Source organism: Gimesia alba (genome assembly GCF_007744675.1).
GTDB classification, from domain to species: domain Bacteria; phylum Planctomycetota; class Planctomycetia; order Planctomycetales; family Planctomycetaceae; genus Gimesia; species Gimesia alba.
Map to the genome: position 1 here is coordinate 2302925 of NZ_CP036269.1, position 19455 is coordinate 2322379.

Consider the following 19455-nt stretch of genomic DNA (forward strand, 5'->3'; position numbering starts at 1 on the left):
TATTGATTCTAGTATTAATATCTTGTGTCTTCTACGACATGGTTTGCAAACTTATTTGAAATACAATAGGAAAGGCTTTCTGGCTTACCAGGGTACGACTATAGTCAGTCGAGAATGATAGTAACAAGTTAATAGAAAGCCCATTAATTAAAAAGTTTATCATGTGGCTGAATAAATTGAGCATACGAGCTGTAAGGCATTAAATGGAAGAGGACGAAAAACAAAAAGTCTATTGTTGAACTGTAGTTTCATTAAACCAGATCTTGAGATGCAGGTTATCTGCTAGAGAATCCAATGACTCATATCAAGAGTCATACAAATGATAAGCTTACCGAACAGCAAACCATCATCAGTAACTAATCGACCGTATCAATATGTTAGCTCCCGATCTCTCACGTCGCATTTTACAGGTTCATTTCAACAAAGACTCACGATATTTATTACCAGTGTGCTTTAGCAGATGTTGTATTTAGTCTTTGAAGAATTGATGATCTGGATCGCCGGCACTGATCAGGTAGGCAATCAGATCGAGGATTTCTTCTTTGGTCATTCGATTGAACAGTTCTTTGGGCATCGGTGAAGTTTTGGAAACAACCATTTCATCAATGGTCTTACGGTCGATTCTGACCTGTTTATTGGGTTGGGTCAGGTCTGTGTTGAGCATAATCGAGTCACCACTCAGGTTTACAACGACGCCTGTATGAACCTTGCCATCTTCGGTCACAACCGAAACTGCAGAAAACTGTTCATTGATCACTTTGCTGGGGTTGATGACCTGATCCAGTAAATCGTGAGGGGAATACCTGCGGCCAGCGGACGTCAGATCGGGGCCCGTCATACCACCCTGATTTCCAAAGCGGTGACAGGCAAAACATCCAGTAGCCGCAAACATACGTCGGCCATTATCGAAGTTTCTGTTTTTCAGACCGGTACGGGCAGCAGAAGAGAGTTCGGAGAGAGTCCATTTTTTCGTGGGGCGTCCTGCAAAGACTTCACCAAGATTCTCGAGGACTGATTTTTTAACCGGTTTCTTTGCCAGCAGTTCTTTCAGGGATGATTTTTCTGATTCACTGAGAGATGCGACTGCATCGTTACGTATGAATTCAATGAATTTTTCGAAACTGGCGCCGCCTTTATAGTTGGCAGCTTTCAGGAACCATTCAAAGTATGCTGTACGCAATTCCGGAGTCCAACCAGACTTCAGCATTCGAATTGATCGCGCGTACTGCACTGACGTGCCCCCTTTAACCGAATCCAGAGCTTGATATACAATTCAGGTATCTGGACCTTTAAAAGGAGGCGATTATGCCCACAAAACGTCATTCATCCGAACAGATTATTTCTAAACTCCGGGAAGCCGAGGTTCACCTCTCCCAGGGAATGACCATTCCTCTGATGTGCAAGAAACTGGGAATCCATCAACAGACCTATTACAAATGGCGTCGTGAAAATGGTGGTCTGCGGATGGATCAGGCCAAACGGTTGAAAGAACTCGAAAAAGAGAACAGCCGTCTCAAAAAATTACTGGCAGAATCAGAACTGGATAAATCTATTCTGAGGGAAGCTGCCTCGGGAAACTTCTAAGCCCGTCGAAACGGAGCAAGGCAGTGAATTTCGTACGGGATTCTATAGGAAGGGATCAGGTATCAGAACGCCGTGCCTGTCGTATTCTGGGGCAACCCAGATCCACACAGCGCAGGCAGCGATTTGTTCCCTCTGATGAACCAAGGTTGATTCGAGAGATGATCGAACTGGCGACCCAATTTGGGCGTTACGGTTATCGTCGCGTCACTCAGCTACTTAGAAAGCGTGGATGGAAAGTGAACCATAAACGAGTAGAACGGCTTTGGAGGCAAGAAGGACTGAAAGTCCCTCAAAAACAGCCGAAACGAAGACGTTTGTGGTTCAATGATGGTTCGTGTGTCCGGCTTCGTCCGACACATAAAGACCATGTCTGGACTTATGACTTTGTGCATTGTCGCACACATGATGGCCGAGCTTTCCGGATGTTGACTATGCTTGATGAATTTACCAGAGAATGTCTGGCAATTGATGTTGAAAGGAGGTTGAATAGTGAAAACATATTGGAGCGTTTAAGTGACCTGTTTGTACGTCGCGGGGTTCCTGATCATATTCGAAGTGATAATGGTCCTGAGTTTACAGCCAAAAGAGTTCGTGACTGGTTACGGAGAATTGAAGTGAAGACGTTATTTATAGAGCCAGGCAGCCCCTGGGAGAATGGATACATTGAATCATTCAATGGAAAGCTAAGAGATGAATTGCTGAATGGAGAAGTCTTCGATACTTTATTGGAAGCTAAGGTTCTGATAGAACGTTGGCGAAAAGAATACAACACAATCCGACCACATAGTTCTCTGGGATACCGAGCCCCGGTGCCGGAGGCAAAACTGTTCTGTTTGCCTGCTTCCGCTACGCTTCAGCAGGCAAACAGAACAGTCATTGATACAATCGGACACTAAGTCTTGTGACTGGTGTCATACTTGGGGGCACGTCAATCCCTGTATCAAAGTATTGCAATTTGTTTCCCATTTTTTCATTTGCCTACGTTCCTCATATGTTTATTAATAGGGCTGGAAGTGGCAAAAACTTTGTGGAGAACTGCTTAAAGGTTAAAATCAATGCCGTTGCAAAGGTTGGCGAAGAGTCTTATATGATTCATCAACTATTAAAAATTTCAAATCCCAAAAACCCCTATTCCGAGGTTCATACAGTCTGGTGGGTCACAAATGCTGACCCGTTTTTGCTCAAAAAAATGGTTAGCTGGGCGCATTTATCTGAGTCTGAGGAATGGAAGGTCATTACTGCCTTGCAGACGGAGTACCAGGAAATTGAGGGAATAAAAATTCCCAAAGTATATGAGTCATATCAAAACAGATTGAAGGACAAAAGTGATGATTTTCAAAAAATCACTTTTGCCTGGAAAGAGGTAAACAAACCATATTCACCTGAATTGTTCTCTGAAAAACTTCTTGAGCCAAAAGCGGATACCTTTGTATTTGACGCGAGAGGAAAAGTTGATGGTGCCATAGGAGTGCCCTATGGTGCCCCGAAAATCAAGACATTAACTCCTGAACAGTCAAATTCTAGTGGTTTTTTATATTGGATTTATGCTATCAATTTGATAGTCATTGTTATTATTGCTGTCTATCTAATTTTCAGGCGTAACTTCAAAAAAAAATAGGCTTCCTCTGTGTAACATTAGAAGGACATTGCTGACAATGTTCGAAACTGATGGTTTGATGTCAGCAAGGAAACGGACAAATCAATTAAGGATAGGTTGCAATCAGAATCGGCCACACAGTATGTTGGAGGGCTCAGCGGATTTCGCGACTCGCGTGTCACTTCCAGTCGGACTGCGCCGTCCTTTCAGAAACACGCAGTACTTTCTCCCCCCCCCCAACCGCTCGAAGTGCTTTAATCATTTTTCGAGATTCTAAGACGGGAATAGTTTGGTTGGCGTCACCATGCACAACCTAGAACGGCAGATACACAAACTTAGAAACCGTGGTCGGATCACCGCATCCACAGATGGGAGATGCGGCAGCGAATAAGTCTGGATAGCGGGCGATCATGCTCCAGGTGACATAGCCTCCCATGGAATAACCGGTAATATAAATTCGGTTATTGTCGACAGGGTACTTCTGATTATTTTCAATGAGAGCTGGTTTCGGAAATCTGGCATGAAAAGGAAGCGGCGTTTTATAAGTTGGAGTCGAAAATTGATATGTCAGTGACTCAAATTGACCGACTAGATCGGGGTCAACGCCTTTAGTACGAATGTCTTTGCTTTCCCAATATGACATCGCTGCCAGGTCAATGAAATTGGCTGTACCCCAAAGAAAAAATAGAACGAGCTTCTGTTTTATGGAGTTCATATCGTTGATTAAAATCACTCAGTCGTGTGCGTCTCTACTTGAGTTCTTACCATTGTGTTGCCTTGTCAAAGTTGTTTGCCGAGGCAACTTTACCTGGGATTCGGGAGATACAAGAAAGAACTCGCGAGTAAAAGTCGGTGCTTAATATTTATGCTTCTATCCAAACAATTTTTTGGATCACAATCCCCTATTCCATCAAGCGGTTGATGATCTTGCCAATCAAGCTAATGCTCAAGTTGACAACTGTCCGGGATGCCATCTTTCCTTGGCAAATTGTCACTGACTTGCGAAGTGATCTTTGTAGAAAAAGCCTCGTTGATCGCGGTTTATTTCTTGCTTACAGTTGAAGGGATAGTTGAATTCCCTACTTCTGTTACTCGTGTTGTTGGTCTGATTGTCACACTGTCTGATGGGATGATGGGATGATGGGATGATGACTACCTGCCATCAGAATGGTTTATCACCCTGATTTCTATCTTGCGACAGCCTGACATGACTCCCCGTCTGACACCATGACTGTCAGCCTGTTGAGGGGCTGACAACGAAAAATTGATGGTATGACACTTAAGTTTGATGAGTCCTCTTTTTCGCTTAGATAAGCGGAAACTCTCTTTGTCATCCCCCTCTGACAAGTGACGGGGGGTCAGACATCCTGTCGTGAGGGGCGACAGAAATTGTTGACATCCTGTCAGCAGCAAGGCTACTCTGATGCGGTCTTATTTTTCATACCGTCAGCACCATGTCAGCTTCTCCCATCGAAGGTTATCTCACCAAGAAAGAGATCGAGGAAGCATTCAGCCGATCCCACCGTTCGTTGACCCGTGACTTCAGTCAAGCGGTCAGGGTAGGGGACTCAAAGATTCTCTCAAACCTCAAACTGCGAACCGACGATGGCAAGGAACTTGTGGGAACTGAGGTGACACTCGAACTGATTCAAGAGCTCTCCAATCAGGGACTCTCACCAACTTGGTATGCTCTGCGTGAATGGGTGCAAGAACATTACGATAAAGAGGCATTAAAAAAAGAGAAAAAACAATCTGAGAAAGAATCTCAAAGGGCAGAAGAATCAAAACCTTCACCTGCATTAACAGACAACGAACTGGTCTCCACTTTGAAATCACAAATCACTCGACTGGAGCAGGAGAATGATCGACGATCTAATGAACATCAGCAGGATAAGCAAGCGTTCATGGAACAGATCAAAATGTTCAAAGACATGTTCGACACGTTGAAGGAAGATCACACCGACACGAAAGAACTTCTCAAAGAGGTACATCAAGTGATGGGGAAGTTTGCAGATGTCAGTCTACTTGGTTCCCAGAGAGTCTCACCAGGTGATGATTTCCCAAAAACTGAGACACCAACTGAACAGAATCCAATTATTGATCTTGAAAATGACGCGACAATGGAAGCTGTCGTTGTTGAAGAACCGAAGAAGACAAACAAGCCTTCTTCGAAACAGGGGAGTAAGAGAAATGTTAAGAAGAAATCAATAGCTGCCACGAAGTCGAAAAGGAGAACTACTCCGAAAACAAAGGGGGTTGCTAAGACCAAACCCAAGCAGCACAAATGGTACGAGACACCAACCTTAAATCATTTCTTATCACGCAAATGAGATTCGACGGTTTCGAACATCTAACGGCAAATTATCTCTACTGTCCCAATCAATTCTTTGAAGTATGCCTGCCCCATCATTCACGGGGAACGGTTCGACTGGTAGCTTATCTGTTGCGAAAAACACTCGGTTGGCTCGATACAGAGGGGAGTCCCATCGAACAGGATATCAGCGTCTCGTATCGAGACCTCATCAATGAAGCAGGAATTAGCAGGGGAGCAATTCGCAAAGCATTAGATGAAGCGGTTGCAGGTGGATTTATCATTTGTATCCAACAAGGGAAGGCAAACGGAAATAATCAGTCATCAGAAACGGCTTGTTATGCACTCCGCTGGGATACCGACACTCAGTATCATAAGAATTTTGAAAAATTCAACGGGTTCTTTGCTGGTGAAGGATATCGCACACCAATTCCAAACAGTTTTTTCGATTTGATTGTGAAGCACGAGGCTCTTTCTGTGGTGAAGGTGGTCGGGACAGTGTTGCGTCATACAGTGGGCTATCAGAACCAGTTTGGGGGACGACGTCAAATCGCTCCGTTGTCGTACAGTTACATTCAGAAGTACGTGAATCTGAGTGATCGATCCACTCTCAGTGCAGCCATTCAGCATGCAATCGAAACGGGCTATGTTCACTGTGTCCAGAAAGGGGGCATTGATCCAAGTCACATTAAACGACGTCCCTCTACCTATGCCATTCGTTGGCATGAGCAAGCCAATGGTGAGGTGAACGGTTCAAAAACCAGACTGAAGAAAAGCCACAAGAAAATAACACTAACAAACAACAAACCGATCTACCTGTTGTTGCTGTTGTTGCTGTTGAAAATTTGGATTCGTTTCAGTTACTGCAACACGCAGGATTTGACGAGGATATTGCATTGGAATTGTCAGGGAGTAGGGGACTGGATGAGATCAAACAACAGATTGAATGGTTACCCCATCGAAACCCAGATCGCAATTCACTCGGCATGCTACGACGAGCCATTGAAGGAAATTGGTTGAAACCAGATTCCCTTCTCATTAAGGAAAAAAAATACCAGTATCTCCAGAACACTCATTCAGAAACTGTAGAGGCTGAGATTGAAGAGGAGCTGGTATCAGAAGCCAAGCAGGAGAAAAAACGTCGCAGAGAGCAACTATGGCCCATCTGGCATGAACTGACATTCGATGAACAAACAAGAATCGAGCAAACAGCAATAGAACAACTCAACAGCGAATTTTTCCGGGATCGATTCAACAAGAATAAAGAGTTTCGTTTGAGTCAATGTCTGGACGTTCTCTCAGTTCAGTTGGAATCGGGTGACAAAGAAATGAAGAATGGTTTTCATTTGATCGCACAATAATCCCGCAACTAACATCGCAAAACACCCCGCGTTTACCCCCGCAGGGAAGTGCGGGAGCGAAACCCTTCCGTTGGCGATTGGAAATCGACCAATGGGGTCTTGACAAAGCCAAGAAACACCTCTTAACAGGTGACACCACTCGCGGGCGGGAACCCGCGAGGCCGAGACTTCCGACACATTCCAGGGACGCAATGGCTCCACTCTCGGCCTCGCGTCTCCCTCTGGTCGCCCCTCGTGGGTCACGCACGGCTCCCTGGGCAGGGGACGGCCGCGAAGCGGGATAAACTCAAAGCCTACCGGCTTCGGACACAATGACCGCGCAAGCGAAAACGGTGGATATTCAGTATGTCCGAGAATTCAAATCAGGCTCCCGACGAGTTTCTGGGACGGCGACTCGCCAACTTTCTACTTTGGTCTTTAACACCGATGCGAGTTGGGAGATTCTGCTTCGCCGCTGAATTTTGTCCAACTTCTGCATGTAGGAGTTGACGTCAATTACAGTCAGTTTTGGCGACCGGACAAACATAACGCCTGAGCTAACCGGGCGGCGGTCAGCGACTTGGACTCCAGAACACGCGCCCATCCGCCACTCCGGTTGAGCGATTTGTTAGCCAGTGTGTTTTACTTCACAAATGTAATCAGAAGCCCTTCTACAAGCTCATCAGTATTTTCCGGATCTTGGCCAAATATGTGAACGGCAACATCAACTTCGCTGATTTCGTCATCCTTGCCGCGGACTCCGGCGCGCGCACGGCGACAAGGTAGATGTTCCATGTTGATGGGAGTAGCATATATGCCGGGCACACTGGTAGGTTCCAGAAATGGGATTGCCCGCACCCGATAGTCTTTGTTGATCTCGGATGGCCCACAACGCACTTGAAGGTTCGGAGCGCGTTCGACAAATGCACGATCGGCGACGAGAATTACGGATCCGCTAAGGCTGTAAGCACCAGCGATCGGGTTCGACTTCCAGTGCACTATGTCAGCCTTTTCGTCGCGTGTTAAACGCGACCAGCCTTGGAGGGTGGTGGGAAACGTATTTGGTACTTCTGTGCGGAACACAACGTACGCATCGCTGCCGAATGCGCTTGCCTGACGGATACGTTCAAATGGGTGCTTAGTCACCGAGCCAGCGAATACGACGGTAAACTCCGGAACAGAATCACCAACATTGATAGTGCTTCGTAGTCCGGAATCGTGGTTGCCAAAGACGCTGTCAGTGAATCGCTGAAACTGAGGATGACGTTTGGCGTTGACATTGAATTCGACCACGTCGCCCTTAATGGAGTAGATCGCGTTCGGTAGTGGCCATTCCGCTATGGCATCGATGTCTTCAATTGTTCGAAGAAAGGGTGATTTCCATACCGGGGTTAGTTGAAGACGTTCGATGTAATTTCCGAGAAGCGACATAAATGTTTTGCGGTGTTCGCCGAGTAATTCCTGTGCCGATCGCTGAGGCAGGTTCAACGAGAGCATTACTGCAACGTTATTCCGCTTCAGGATGTAGATGATTGTAGGTTTAAAAGCGTCTGTGTTCATTTCGACGAACGACGGAGGACGCGACGACAGCTTGGGGGTAATCGCCTCTATTTTGTCGAAAGACTCCATTTGCATAACGAGTAATGCGATGGAGCACGAATTGAAGTGACCATATGACGCTGCAAAAGCATCAGTTGCACCGAGACTTTTCAGCATGGACTTGTCGCCCACAGTTCCGGGAGAATCCTTCATCTTGAGCGAGTCAAGAAATTTCTGGTCGATATTCGGCTTGAACTCGTCGGGCAATTCCGATTTAAGAAACACGTAATCGGCAAGCGTTTGCGGTTCGGTGACTGATTGTGGATGTTCGACACCAGAATCATCATTGCGTGTCGTATCTGCGGGTGGCGTTGTGTTTGTCGCGGGCTGCGGTTGATTGTTGCAGCCGGTTGCGGCGACGAGCAACGCGATAGATGCATGCAAAGCGATGAGTCGCATGAGTGCTCTCCAGTGCGGTGTTACTGGCTAATTATTGATAGATAGAATTTGATTCTGTCTAAATCTATCAGGATTTCTGCCTACTATCAATTGACACTATATGGACTTGTTTAAAGATGAAGCTGATATGGAACAAATACGTGCAAAATGACCGATTTAAGTCCTGATATGATGCTTCAAGGGCTTCATGTCACACATAGATTCTGGATAAAATGACAGTATCCTGCATGTGAGACCTAGCATGATTAACTACGTGAAATGGCCCCCTGAGTCGTACCTAGGTACAATTCAGAGGGCTATTTTATTAAAACTATCACTAATCAACAAATTCACTTTTCTTCGAGAAGCTTTTTGGGCCTGAACACTGCTCTGAAAAATTTGCTAAGTAAGATAAGTAAGAAAAGACCAAGAAACCCGAGTATTCCTGCAGCAATTACTTTGCTCTCAGCCATTGAAAGATTTGCTGTACGAGCCCAAAAGGAAGCCACCTTCTGGTGTGCCCCCTGAATCATAGTGATTCCTACTGTGGCATAATGTTTAGCAATGCCTTGCGCTTTCGAAGAATGTTGAGACTTCGAATCTATTAGCATATTGCTAGGAGATCTCGTGTAAGAGATGCTTCCCCTCTTCGAGTTGTATGAATTGATAGTCCGATGTCCTCGGTTACGAGAAGAACTTACTATCGTACGATCGGCTCCAGTTACATTTTGAATTAAGCTATTGAATCGGCGATCCTTTTCACTGCGACTAGGATTAAGGACCATATGTACGGCATCCCTTTGAGCTCGCCGAGTTTGTTTATCAGATTGAGGTGTTGCAAAGTCAATGACATTATCAGCAAACCGATCAATCCCACGGTTAATCTTTTGACGAGCCTTAGGGCTATTTTCAAGCCGGTTATGAACGTGATCAACCCGCTGTCTTAACCAACTGCCAACCGATTGACGTTTCTGGGCCAAGGCTTGAGTTGAGGTGGCCAGTATGACTACCAAGGTGATCAGTAAATGATTCAGAGTAATAGGACGAATTTGTATCTGGCCCGTCATGATACCCTCCAAATTATCAAGTGAATAAAGTTCCCAGGTCGTAAACTAAAAATCGGCCTGACTAATAGATTACTTGTCAGCAAAATCAACGCCGATTGAAACAACTATTTTGAGAAATTCTACCATTTTTTCCACAAGCAGAAGGTATAACAATAAATAGGTTTTTTACGATTGGAGCGATTATTTTTACAGGAGGACTTCTTAGTATTGGAAAACCATCAGAATGTATTCAATTTGACATCTCTGGAATCAAATCGACAATAGTGTAATGAGGCATAATAATGCTTAGAATTAGCCACTGACCAATTCCTATTTAAATTAGCTCACTAGACTAGTTTTGGATAACAAAACTTCTTGCTTAAGGTAAATCAGCCCTATTTGAAGTCAAGAATTTCATCACTAATTGAAGAGTGTGAGAAAGTCCTCATAATAAATTTTCAATTAGTCATTTCTCAATCGGCTATTATTATCCCAAAGAGGAGCTGTTGGATAGAAAATTTTCGCGCCGCGACTATCGAATCCAATCAGGATAAATCTGAATTGCCCAGCAATTCTTCCCGAATTTGCTGCAGCACTAAAAATATTCGTGCTACGACTCAACCTCACAACAGGGCTACTGAATCCTGGCTTTCGCTTGACCCCAATAAAGAAGTTGCCGTCCCCAATAACCAATGCACAGAAATACCACATTGCTAAAAGACTGAGTAATCGGAATACCTTCTGCTTGAGAGGCTTACGGACTTGATCTGGCTGATCTGTACTTAATTCATTCTGTTGTTGACTTGAGGATGTAACCATTTCCTGTGCTCCTCTCCTTATCTATAAATGCTACCCAATATTACTTGAGAGATTTCTATAGACGTGAATTAATATGATCGCCAATGTCAACGGTCAAATGACTTTGTGTTCTGTTGTATGAACAACTTCGCTTCCCACACGGGTGCCCTGTAGTCCAGTGGGCTTTGTGGTTTAATAGAATTGTAATCTCTTTGCTTATGTTCGATCAAAGTAATTCAAAACATATCCCCATAATTATTTAATTTAAATATCTATTCAAGGTATCTGCATCTTTTGGGACATCACCTGGAGCATAGTGTTTACGCGTGGTTTCCCAAGATGAATGCCGCATTACCCGACAGATTACCAATGGTGGGACGCAAGCATTTCTAATGCCGTTCACCACAAGGCATCCTCAGATCGTGGGCTGAAGCGTACTTAATTTGGCGTTCGTTTTAGCACATTTCTCAGCGTAACATCTTTTCGTAGCATAACTTTCTTACACCTTGTATTGAATTGCCATCAGCGAAAACAAAATACGGGATTGCCGTGCGAGTGGATGTTTACGATATATGCATGAGAGCCGGAAGTAACATTGTATCCCAATCTTCAGCAGTCACAGACTCCGGTTGTCGATTACGAAATTGACCATCTAAAAGATTGGTTGTCCAAGCAAGACGCACACAACACCGCTTTGCCAACTCCAGTATGGTTTGTTTCGAACCATTTTCGCCTTCTCGGTCAAGGTCAAGCATGACCGAAACATGTCCACCGGGAATACTGTTCGCCATGGATGCTAACTTGTCAGTCTGTGTTTCAGTGACGGTGTTGCTGCAGACTGCCAAAGCCGGAATGCCGAGCGTGTGCAGGTTGATTACATCGTTCGGTCCTTCGACGAGAATGATGCCAATTTGCTGGAGTTGTTCCGGGGTGGCCAGTTCGCGGAATTGAGGTTCGCCAAAGAGTTCTTGCCCTCTATGAAAACCTTTGACGAATTTGAATTTCTGCGGCTCTTTGGAACTGTCACCAGAGAGTTGCCATTTTTTGTGTTGGTCTTCGTAGTTCAGATTGCGACCGAACCAGGTCAGAACTTTTCCGTCTGCATCAGGATATCCATAGACGAAATGGCCGCGCAGCAGCCCCTTGGCATTGCTTGGTAAATAACCACAGCGGAACTTTTCCATGAACTCGGAAGTCATAAAGGGACGCTTTCGCACATAGGCGGCTGCTTGGGGAGACATATCCGCAACATCAGTTATAAACTGTTCATCGAGATTGACCAGTTCGCGTGCCCGTTCATTCTCAGAATCTTTCAAGGGGATGTTGAGGAGAGGGGATTCATCATCCATCGATTCCGTTGCTGGGGATTGGCGTGTTGATGGTGTTTCTGCTTTTGGTTCTGGTGTCCGCCCTGCTACAAGTGCTTGCAGGTCAGAAGCGATTTCCTTGAATTCCCGACCTTTCAGTTTTCCATCTGCTGGTTCTGAGTTGTGCTTCATCAGATACATCAGGTTGAGCAGGTTTCCCCGGACTGTGCAGCCATACTGAAAACAACGAAACACGGCTCCGTCCTGTTTGGCTTTGATCGAGAGAGCACGGTCACCGGTTTCCTGTTCTTTTCCGCAGGCGAAAATACATGCCATCCGGGTTTCATTCTGTGTTTGATGCAGTGCTGGTAAGGAAACGTTGTAGAAGCTGGCGATGCGTTCGACGATTTCACCGCCGGCAATCAGTTCCTGCTGCAACGAATCAACGTCAATGTAGCCACGATTTCTTTGTGCCATGCAAGTGAGAGTGTCAGCAAAGTGAGAGAGAAGATGTTACACTTGTCGCCAACGTATGACAACCAAATCAATCACGAAACTACGTTGGCAAAAAACGTCACGCGATGATGACATCCTGGTTGCCCTAGCTCGTTGCCCTTTGACTGCGGAAGAGATCCTCAAACTGAGTCAGACCTGGTCACAACCTTTCCAGAGTTTGCGGCGGGTGCAGGAACGCATGAAAGACCTGACCGCCGCAGGCCAGTTGCATTCGTGGCGCTATGCCACGACTGGCCCAGGTGGTGCCCGCCTGTATTACAAACTGACGTTGGCCGGTTATCGTACGGTGATGCAGGACGATCAGATCGAGCCACCCACGAAACGCTTCTTTCAAGAAATCAGCCCCGGACGGCATCGACATCAACGAGCATTGTCACAGTTCATCGTGCAGACATATGTCGCCGCTCATCATCGGGGAATCAAAGTCATTGATTTTCATCCGGAAAACACGTTTCGCATTGATTGCGGAGAACGTCCGCTCTGGCCGGATACTCGTTTTACCCTCGCATTACCGAATGGAACGCAGTTCTCTTATTGTGTGGAACTGGATAACAGCACTGAATCGGTGCTGTCATATAAAAGTGCCGACAGTATTTCGAGTAAAATGGGACGCTATCTGGTCGATATGGTCGTCATGCCTCAACCGTACCGTGTGCTCTTTGCGATTACCGGTTCACCAGATCGGTTACGGCATATTGTTGATGCTGCCAGTCAATACAAAATATCTGAACAATCCTTAGCGCCGTTTTATGTGGTGTTACTGGATGACTATCTGGCACATCCTGATGCCTTTTTTCGTCCCTGCTTTCATTCGCCTCAGAATAGGAATATTTCTCTGTTGCGATCACAGTCACGGCAGTTTCAGGATTCTTCAGCACTTCTGGAAAGACCGAAGGCACTGTGATAACGTGTGGCTCCTGTTGGCAGGCTCGTTGCTCCGATGGTGCTGAGTTTTTATCAAACTCGCCACTCCTGCTCGGACTGGTCAGCCACCCCCGAGCAGATTGCAAGCCACAACGAGGCAAAGCCCGCCGATGAAACATGCAACTTCTGACGCGGGTCCTTTGTAGTCGTGAAGCGATTATTTTTCTGAAAGGGTCAAGAAATCATTGTCCTTGAAAAGTCTTATTTGTTTGATAAAGCCAACTCAGTTTTGATGCTGTAGACTATCGTCCAACATGTTGATTTCGATCAGTGATACACCCACCAACGAACGGGGACCACGGCACATGCGGTCGATTCTGGCCACCATTCATCATGCGACGTCACGAAAGCAGCCTGTTTCTTTTATCATGGGACAATACGCCGGACAGGTCGGCTTATTTTGTCGATTTCCGGGGCTTTTGTATCGCCTGATTCAAAGTCAGTTTCACGCCAAATATCCGGATTGTTCCATTGAACTGCTGGAAGAGGATGCTCTGGATTGTCCCGTCGGGTTTCAGACCTGGGTCATGTCACTCCATTTACGTCCCGATCTCTTTCCGATTTTACGATACCAGCAGTTTGAAGATGGGATTCATAACGAAGTGGATGACCCCATCGGTGGCATCTTGCAGGCCGTGGCAGCGGGGGACTCTGATCTCCGGGCAAGAATTGAACTTGAAGTGATTCCTGCCCTTCCGCGACGATGCAGGCAGGTACAGTCGGTCCTGGAACGTTTAGCGACTCCTTTTTTTCGGAGCCATCGTTCGCTGGCCCGTCAATATGCATTGTATGCCAGCAGTCCCCAACGCTGGCAGCGAGTTTGTGCAGCCATGCTTGTTCGCATGATAGTGCGATCTGAAGATTCACGATTCAGTTTCGATGATGAACTGAGCAAGACTTCGTCCCGGATGCACGACAGTGAAAAAGATTTGCAGGCCGCGTCCGTCAAACTGGGGCAGCATCTGTTTGAAGTCCAATTGAAGTTAATTGCTCAAGCACCTCTGAACCAGCAGCAGGCTGCAATCAATAAACTGCACGAACTGGCGGCTGTGTTGAACAAATTCACGGAACCCCGGTTCGGTGCGTTTCAGCCTGCGAAAATCAGACAGTCCGAGACTGGTTTAAAGCAACCGGGCTTTCTGCTGTCTGATGAAGAGCTGGCAACCATGTGGCATCTGCCCACCAGTTCGGTACGCGATGTTTCCCGCATGGCGACACATTCCCGGCGGCTGGAACCGCCTGTAGAATTACCCCTCAAGAAAAGGGAATCTTTGGGTTCCAGAATTTGTGAACTGGGAAAAGTGGCCTTTCAGGATCAGCATGAACGATTCGGAATTCGCACAGAAGACCGGTTTCGCCATCTGTTTATCGTCGGGAAAACCGGGAATGGGAAATCGACGGTCCTGCAGAATGCCATTCTTTCCGACATGAATTCAGGAGAAGGGTTGGCCATCGTGGATCCACACGGGGATCTGGCCGATGCGGTCCTTGCAGCCGTACCGAGTCAGCGGACGAACGATGTCATCCTGATTGTCCCGAGTGATCTGGCATTTCCCGTCAGTATCAATCCGCTGGATGTCCCCCCGCCAATGGTGGATGTCGCCTGTGATGGAGTGGTGAGCACGTTTCGAAAAGTTTTCGGAACGGGGACGCATACGCCCCGTCTTGAGGATATTCTGTGGAACACCGTTCTGGCTTTGATGCTGGCAGGGGACTGTACGATTCTCGATATGCTGCGGATGTTTGCCGTCGATGATACGTTTCGCCGGGAAACACTTGCCAGGGTGACAGACCCGGTGGTCCGGAACTGGTGGATGACCACGTTTCCCAAACTGCGTTCTCTGAAAGGGGAGGACCCGTTTGCCTCGGTCGAGAATAAGCTGCGGCAATTACTGACGAATTCGGTGATCCGTAATATGGTCTCGCAGCCAAAGAGCAGAATTGATTTCCGAAAGGCGATGGATGAAGGAAAGATCATCATTATCAATCTTTCCAAGGGCAAACTGGGGGAACGAACGTCTTCATTTCTTGGCTCTTTATTCGTGACTCAACTGCAACTGGCGACTATGACGCGTGCTGCGATTTCAGAACAGGATCGCAGGCCGTTTTACCTGTATTGTGATGAATTTCAGCACATCGCGACATCGAGCTTTTCCGTATTTCTCTCAGAAGCCCGCAAGTACAAACTTGGTCTCTGTCTGGCGACCCAGTTTCTGGATCAGGTGGATCAACAGACTCTGCAGGCAGTGTTTGGGAATGTGGGGAGTATGCTGGTGTTCGCCGTAGGCCCTAATGACGCGGACATCCTGGCAGAACAACTGACCGGTCCTGTCAACGCAGCCGACTTGATCGCCTTGCCTAAATACCGGGCCTGTATTCGTTTGATGATTGATGGCATGTCCCGCCCTGCATTTACCATGGAGACCATCAAACCAGAAACGAACAATGTTGACCGTTCCGAATTCGTGAGGGAACAATCACGCCGTCGATATGCTCAATCAGTCAATTCTGTACAAGCGGTAATTCAGCGGTCTTTCACTTTGATTTGACAGGTTTTCATTTCGATGGCAGTCTGCAATGCTGATGGCAGCCTCTTTAACCAACGCCGAAATCGAAGCCCGAAATCAATTGATTCTCGATTTCCTCACCGCCGCCAAGGGAGTAGAGGTGTATTATCTGGACCTTGCCTACTTCTTGAATATGGAACCTTATGATACTAACTGCTGGATGCGGAAACATGCCCAGGGACGCTGGAAGAATGGCAGAAATGGACTCTGGTGGCGACTGATTTAGTAGTGGTTTTTCGGTAGATCTCCGAAAGGTGAATCTGAAATGAAGCCTCATTTTCTGGATGACAAGACACCATCCATACTGCTATACTAAGAGCATGTTAAAACCACGACTCACCAAAGAACAGCGGAATGCCCTCGACGAACACCACGGGCTGGTGGAAGTGGATGAAGAAGGGCGAAAGTACATCCTCATGTCGATTGAGATCTATCGCGACATGCTGGGGGTTGGTACGGATGAGGAGTTGGCGGCTTCCCTCAAAGCATTAGACGAAGGGCTGGCTGACGTTGATGCAGGGCGAACCCGTCCGTTCCGTGATGTCCTGTCCGAACTCGACGACGCATGACATTTCAAGTAGAACTCTCACGTCGGGCAGAGTCGGATATTAAAAGTGCCTACGCTTATATCCGTAAGCATGGACCGGCAGATCCGAAAGCCTGGAAAGCCGGTCTTGAGCAAAAACTGACTGGCTTCGAAACCTTTCCGGAAGCCTGTGGTTTGGCTCCCGAAAATGAGTTTGTCAAAGTAGAAATCCGCCAGGCTCTTTACGGCCCGTTTCGGATTGTCTTTACCATTCGGGAGCAAATCGTGTTTGTGCTTACCGTTCGCCATGCAGCCCGTCTTTCACTTCAGCGTGATGAATTAGACAAAATCAAGTAGCTGCCACTTCGCTGCGAAAGTTCTTGCCTCAGATTTCAGTCTCAGGCAGGCTACGCGGCCATGGCCAAAGAGCAATTCATTTATTCCCATACCCGGCAGCTATTCAATACGGTGGAAAGCGTTTCTCAGAGATCGGGCGTTAGTCGTGGAAAGGCTTTCGAAGACTTATTACAGGCGTGTGTTGCCGCTCTGGCCGCCGAAACAATGGAACCTTCCTATTTTGAGACAATCAAAGACCATTTAGAGGGGGCACAGGGAAAACGGGGCGTTGATCTGTTTCCGAAGTTCCTCGCGCAGTTGATCGAGGGCATGTCGGAGCAGGATCAAGATTTACTGGGTGATTTATTTGAGGAGGCCATTTCGTATGGGGAGAAGGGGCAGTTTATGACTCCGGAATCCGTTTCAGAACTTCTTGCGGAATTGACCGTCAATACCGAAGAAAAAATGAACCAGGGACATACAACTACAATCAACGATCCCTGCTGCGGGACTGGGCGGATGCTCCTGAAAGCGGGGGAGGTCAATCCCAAAGCGGAATTAGTCGGGCAGGATCTTGATGCGAGGTGTGTGCGGATCACAGCACTGAATCTCGGCTTACGAGGCAAGTATGGTTATGTTGTTTGTGGGAATTCATTGACACTGGAATCGAAGTTCGCCTACCGGATTGGCAGTTTCTACCACGAATCTCCCAATGGCAGACGTCGCGGTGTGATCCGTGAAATTCCACTTGAAGAGGCACCGATACCCTTTGTCTCTGACACGACACGACAAGCAGCACAGGATTTATTCGCTCATGAGGCGGTCCCACTGAAAACGAACCAGAAAAAGCAAATACCCTCCAATATCATTGAAGTTCCACAGTGGTTATTCCTTCTGGAACAGCGTATGGACAATGTGAATTCTGAAAAAGACACAGATCAAATCGAGAAAGAAGAACCGCCAAGCACTCGATCAGTGTCTGAACAGGACAACGCCAAAACACAGAGAAAATTGTTTTAAGCTGTCTCCTGTCTAAGGAAATATCAGCATTCTATTATAAATTTCCTTCCCACAGATTGACTTGTTTTGCCAACCGCCTCGACTGTCTGCTCGCAGTCTATCATCTCAGGACGTTTGGTAGCGAGCAAGTCGTTCACTCGCTCGTAAAAGTCACGAAAATGAATTACTTGCGCGATGAGTCAATATCTGGCATGCTGATCCTAAATGCGAGATCCCAACTCCAGTAACTTTGGCATCCTCATTTCCTATATTTTGCCGGGATTTATCGCGATGATCGGCATCAGTTTCCTTTCAGAGACCGTTCGTGTTTGGATTTGGGCATCACCTGACCACAATTCGACAGTGGGGGGATTTTTATATGTCACTGTATTCTCTTTAGCAGCAGGGCTCACGATTTCGACTTTTCGGTGGATGGTTTTTGACAGAATTCACCATCGAACCGGTATTCCAGAACCGAAGCAGAACTTTGGTCGATTTCAGGAAAAGCTTTCTGCCTATCAATATCTGGTTTTGACACATTACAACTATTACAAGTTTCACAGTAACATGATGATCTCGTTTGCCATTCTTTTTGTGTCTTATTTATTTTCCCATAGGTCTGTTTCACTTTGGGAAATAATTGGATTCCTTTTTCTGGAATGGTTGTTTTGGCAGGGATCACGAGACAATCTCCGCAAATATTATTCACAGGGCAATCTACTGCTCAAAGAAAGTAGTTCAAGTAATTCTGTTACGGATGTCCTGCCGGATACGATTGAATGAAACAGAGATTGAATATTGAACTCATTCTGCATACACTAAAACTACAAAGAGAAACAATTTCACATCCGAAGGAGATGATTGATATGATTTAGTGGTGAGAAACACCACAATTCCAATTTGAATTGACGCGCGAGCGTCAAGAACTGCTTCACGACAAATCGCCAACCTGGGCTATTGCCCTTGAACACGAAAGCAGCACTTGAAGCCGCGCCCCGTATGGGGCGTCGGCCATGTGTTGTTTCGTGTGCCCTTTGGCGAGGGTGTCGTGAGCGACCGTGGTACGGCGCTCCTTTTTTTGTGCGTTCCCGTTCCGCGGAATCGCCATCTGTTCTGCCTCGTGTGTCTGGAGAATTCATCGAAAGTGATGGTCACTTTCGAAATTTCTGAGCAGGTTTTCTGCTCAAAATGTCCAGAAGGAGAAGAGATTATGACAAATGGTAAATCACACGATCACAAGAATTCAGCCAGGACTGATCAGAAGGGCCAGGGACAACAGCAAGAGTCCACTCAATCATCCTCAGCAACTAAAGAGGGGAGTTCTTCGCAAAAATTGAGTTCTGAAGAAAAGTAAAGAGAGTAGGGCGGCAAACTATAATAATTTGCCGCCCTTTTTTAAAAACCGTAGATAGGGTTCATGGAGAGACTGGTTGCACCAATCAATTTGCCAGCATCCTACCTTGCATTCGTGATTGGGCTATATCCTCTTCCTACGAGATTACATTATCTCGATACTGCTGGAAGCAATGTGAAAAATGAAGTTCACACCATTGTCCTTGGCGAATGCGATTGCGGCACCGCGGTCTTTGAAATACAACGGAAAATCAACGCACCAGCGATTGGCTTG

Annotated in this window: 18 protein-coding genes; 12 read left to right on the forward strand and 6 right to left on the reverse strand. The window is 46.5% G+C overall.

What is annotated here, in order from left to right; translation table 11 throughout:
- Positions 1-469: 469 nt before the first annotated feature.
- Positions 470-1207, reverse strand: a complete 738-nt coding sequence (locus Pan241w_RS08610) for a c-type cytochrome (protein ID WP_232107391.1) — start codon at positions 1205-1207, stop codon at positions 470-472.
- A 98-nt stretch (positions 1208-1305) separates the two neighbouring features.
- On the opposite strand from Pan241w_RS08610, the gene Pan241w_RS08615 reads away from it, so the two are divergent.
- Both Pan241w_RS08615 and Pan241w_RS08620 read left to right on the forward strand, forming a co-directional pair.
- Positions 1306-2480 (forward strand): IS3 family transposase gene (locus tag Pan241w_RS08615; protein ID WP_145213844.1). Its coding sequence is split into 2 segments (ribosomal slippage): positions 1306-1570 and positions 1570-2480, totalling 1176 coding nucleotides; the frame shifts between segments, so codons are not numbered across the junction.
- A gap of 59 nt (positions 2481-2539) precedes the next feature.
- Positions 2540-3202, forward strand: coding sequence for a hypothetical protein (locus tag Pan241w_RS08620; RefSeq protein WP_145213847.1), 663 nt, complete (start codon positions 2540-2542; stop codon positions 3200-3202).
- A 292-nt stretch (positions 3203-3494) separates the two neighbouring features.
- On the opposite strand, the gene Pan241w_RS08625 is transcribed toward Pan241w_RS08620, so the two are convergent.
- Complete coding sequence (locus tag Pan241w_RS08625) at positions 3495-3824, reverse strand: prolyl oligopeptidase family serine peptidase (RefSeq protein WP_198000413.1); 330 nt, start codon at positions 3822-3824, stop codon at positions 3495-3497.
- Positions 3825-4812: 988 nt separating this feature from the next.
- Between Pan241w_RS08625 and Pan241w_RS08630 the strand changes: the two genes are divergently transcribed.
- From Pan241w_RS08630 to Pan241w_RS08640, 3 genes are read left to right on the forward strand one after another with little or no spacing between them, the layout of a single operon-like run.
- Positions 4813-5511 (forward strand): hypothetical protein, encoded by a 699-nt coding sequence (locus Pan241w_RS08630; RefSeq protein WP_145213853.1) that lies wholly within the window; start codon positions 4813-4815, stop codon positions 5509-5511.
- Entirely contained in the window at positions 5508-6512 is a 1005-nt protein-coding gene (locus tag Pan241w_RS08635) for a hypothetical protein (RefSeq protein WP_145213856.1), read from the forward strand. The genes Pan241w_RS08630 and Pan241w_RS08635 overlap by 4 nt, the downstream gene beginning before the upstream one ends.
- Positions 6509-6853: a hypothetical protein gene (locus tag Pan241w_RS08640; RefSeq protein WP_145213859.1), complete on the forward strand. Its 345-nt coding sequence runs from the start codon at positions 6509-6511 to the stop codon at positions 6851-6853. Before Pan241w_RS08635 ends, Pan241w_RS08640 begins: the two co-directional genes overlap by 4 nt.
- A gap of 621 nt (positions 6854-7474) precedes the next feature.
- Here Pan241w_RS08640 and Pan241w_RS08645 read toward each other — a convergent pair.
- From Pan241w_RS08645 to Pan241w_RS08660, 4 genes are all read right to left on the reverse strand, one after another.
- The gene (locus Pan241w_RS08645) at positions 7475-8830 is read right to left on the reverse strand and encodes a hypothetical protein (protein ID WP_145213862.1); all 1356 of its coding nucleotides are present in this window, start codon (positions 8828-8830) and stop codon (positions 7475-7477) included.
- Between the two features lie 329 nt (positions 8831-9159).
- Entirely contained in the window at positions 9160-9876 is a 717-nt protein-coding gene (locus Pan241w_RS08650; RefSeq protein ID WP_145213865.1) for a hypothetical protein, read from the reverse strand.
- 441 nt (positions 9877-10317) lie between these two features.
- Complete coding sequence (locus Pan241w_RS08655; RefSeq protein WP_145213868.1) at positions 10318-10674, reverse strand: hypothetical protein; 357 nt, start codon at positions 10672-10674, stop codon at positions 10318-10320.
- A gap of 542 nt (positions 10675-11216) precedes the next feature.
- On the reverse strand, positions 11217-12437 hold the full coding sequence (locus Pan241w_RS08660; protein ID WP_145213871.1) for a toprim domain-containing protein: 1221 nt from the start codon (positions 12435-12437) through the stop codon (positions 11217-11219).
- A 55-nt stretch (positions 12438-12492) separates the two neighbouring features.
- On the opposite strand from Pan241w_RS08660, the gene Pan241w_RS08665 reads away from it, so the two are divergent.
- From Pan241w_RS08665 to Pan241w_RS08695, 7 genes are all read left to right on the forward strand, one after another.
- Entirely contained in the window at positions 12493-13380 is an 888-nt protein-coding gene (locus tag Pan241w_RS08665; RefSeq protein WP_145213874.1) for a replication-relaxation family protein, read from the forward strand.
- Positions 13381-13654: 274 nt separating this feature from the next.
- Positions 13655-15949, forward strand: a complete 2295-nt coding sequence (locus Pan241w_RS08670) for a type IV secretory system conjugative DNA transfer family protein (RefSeq protein WP_145213877.1) — start codon at positions 13655-13657, stop codon at positions 15947-15949.
- A 34-nt stretch (positions 15950-15983) separates the two neighbouring features.
- On the forward strand, positions 15984-16193 hold the full coding sequence (locus Pan241w_RS08675; protein WP_145213880.1) for a hypothetical protein: 210 nt from the start codon (positions 15984-15986) through the stop codon (positions 16191-16193).
- A 94-nt stretch (positions 16194-16287) separates the two neighbouring features.
- Positions 16288-16536, forward strand: a complete 249-nt coding sequence (locus tag Pan241w_RS08680; protein WP_145213883.1) for a hypothetical protein — start codon at positions 16288-16290, stop codon at positions 16534-16536.
- On the forward strand, positions 16533-16850 hold the full coding sequence (locus tag Pan241w_RS08685; protein WP_145213886.1) for a type II toxin-antitoxin system RelE/ParE family toxin: 318 nt from the start codon (positions 16533-16535) through the stop codon (positions 16848-16850). The genes Pan241w_RS08680 and Pan241w_RS08685 overlap by 4 nt, the downstream gene beginning before the upstream one ends.
- A 60-nt stretch (positions 16851-16910) precedes the next feature.
- On the forward strand, positions 16911-17849 hold the full coding sequence (locus tag Pan241w_RS08690; RefSeq protein WP_145213889.1) for an N-6 DNA methylase: 939 nt from the start codon (positions 16911-16913) through the stop codon (positions 17847-17849).
- 270 nt (positions 17850-18119) lie between these two features.
- On the forward strand, positions 18120-18611 hold the full coding sequence (locus tag Pan241w_RS08695; protein ID WP_145213891.1) for a hypothetical protein: 492 nt from the start codon (positions 18120-18122) through the stop codon (positions 18609-18611).
- Positions 18612-19455 lie beyond the last annotated feature (844 nt).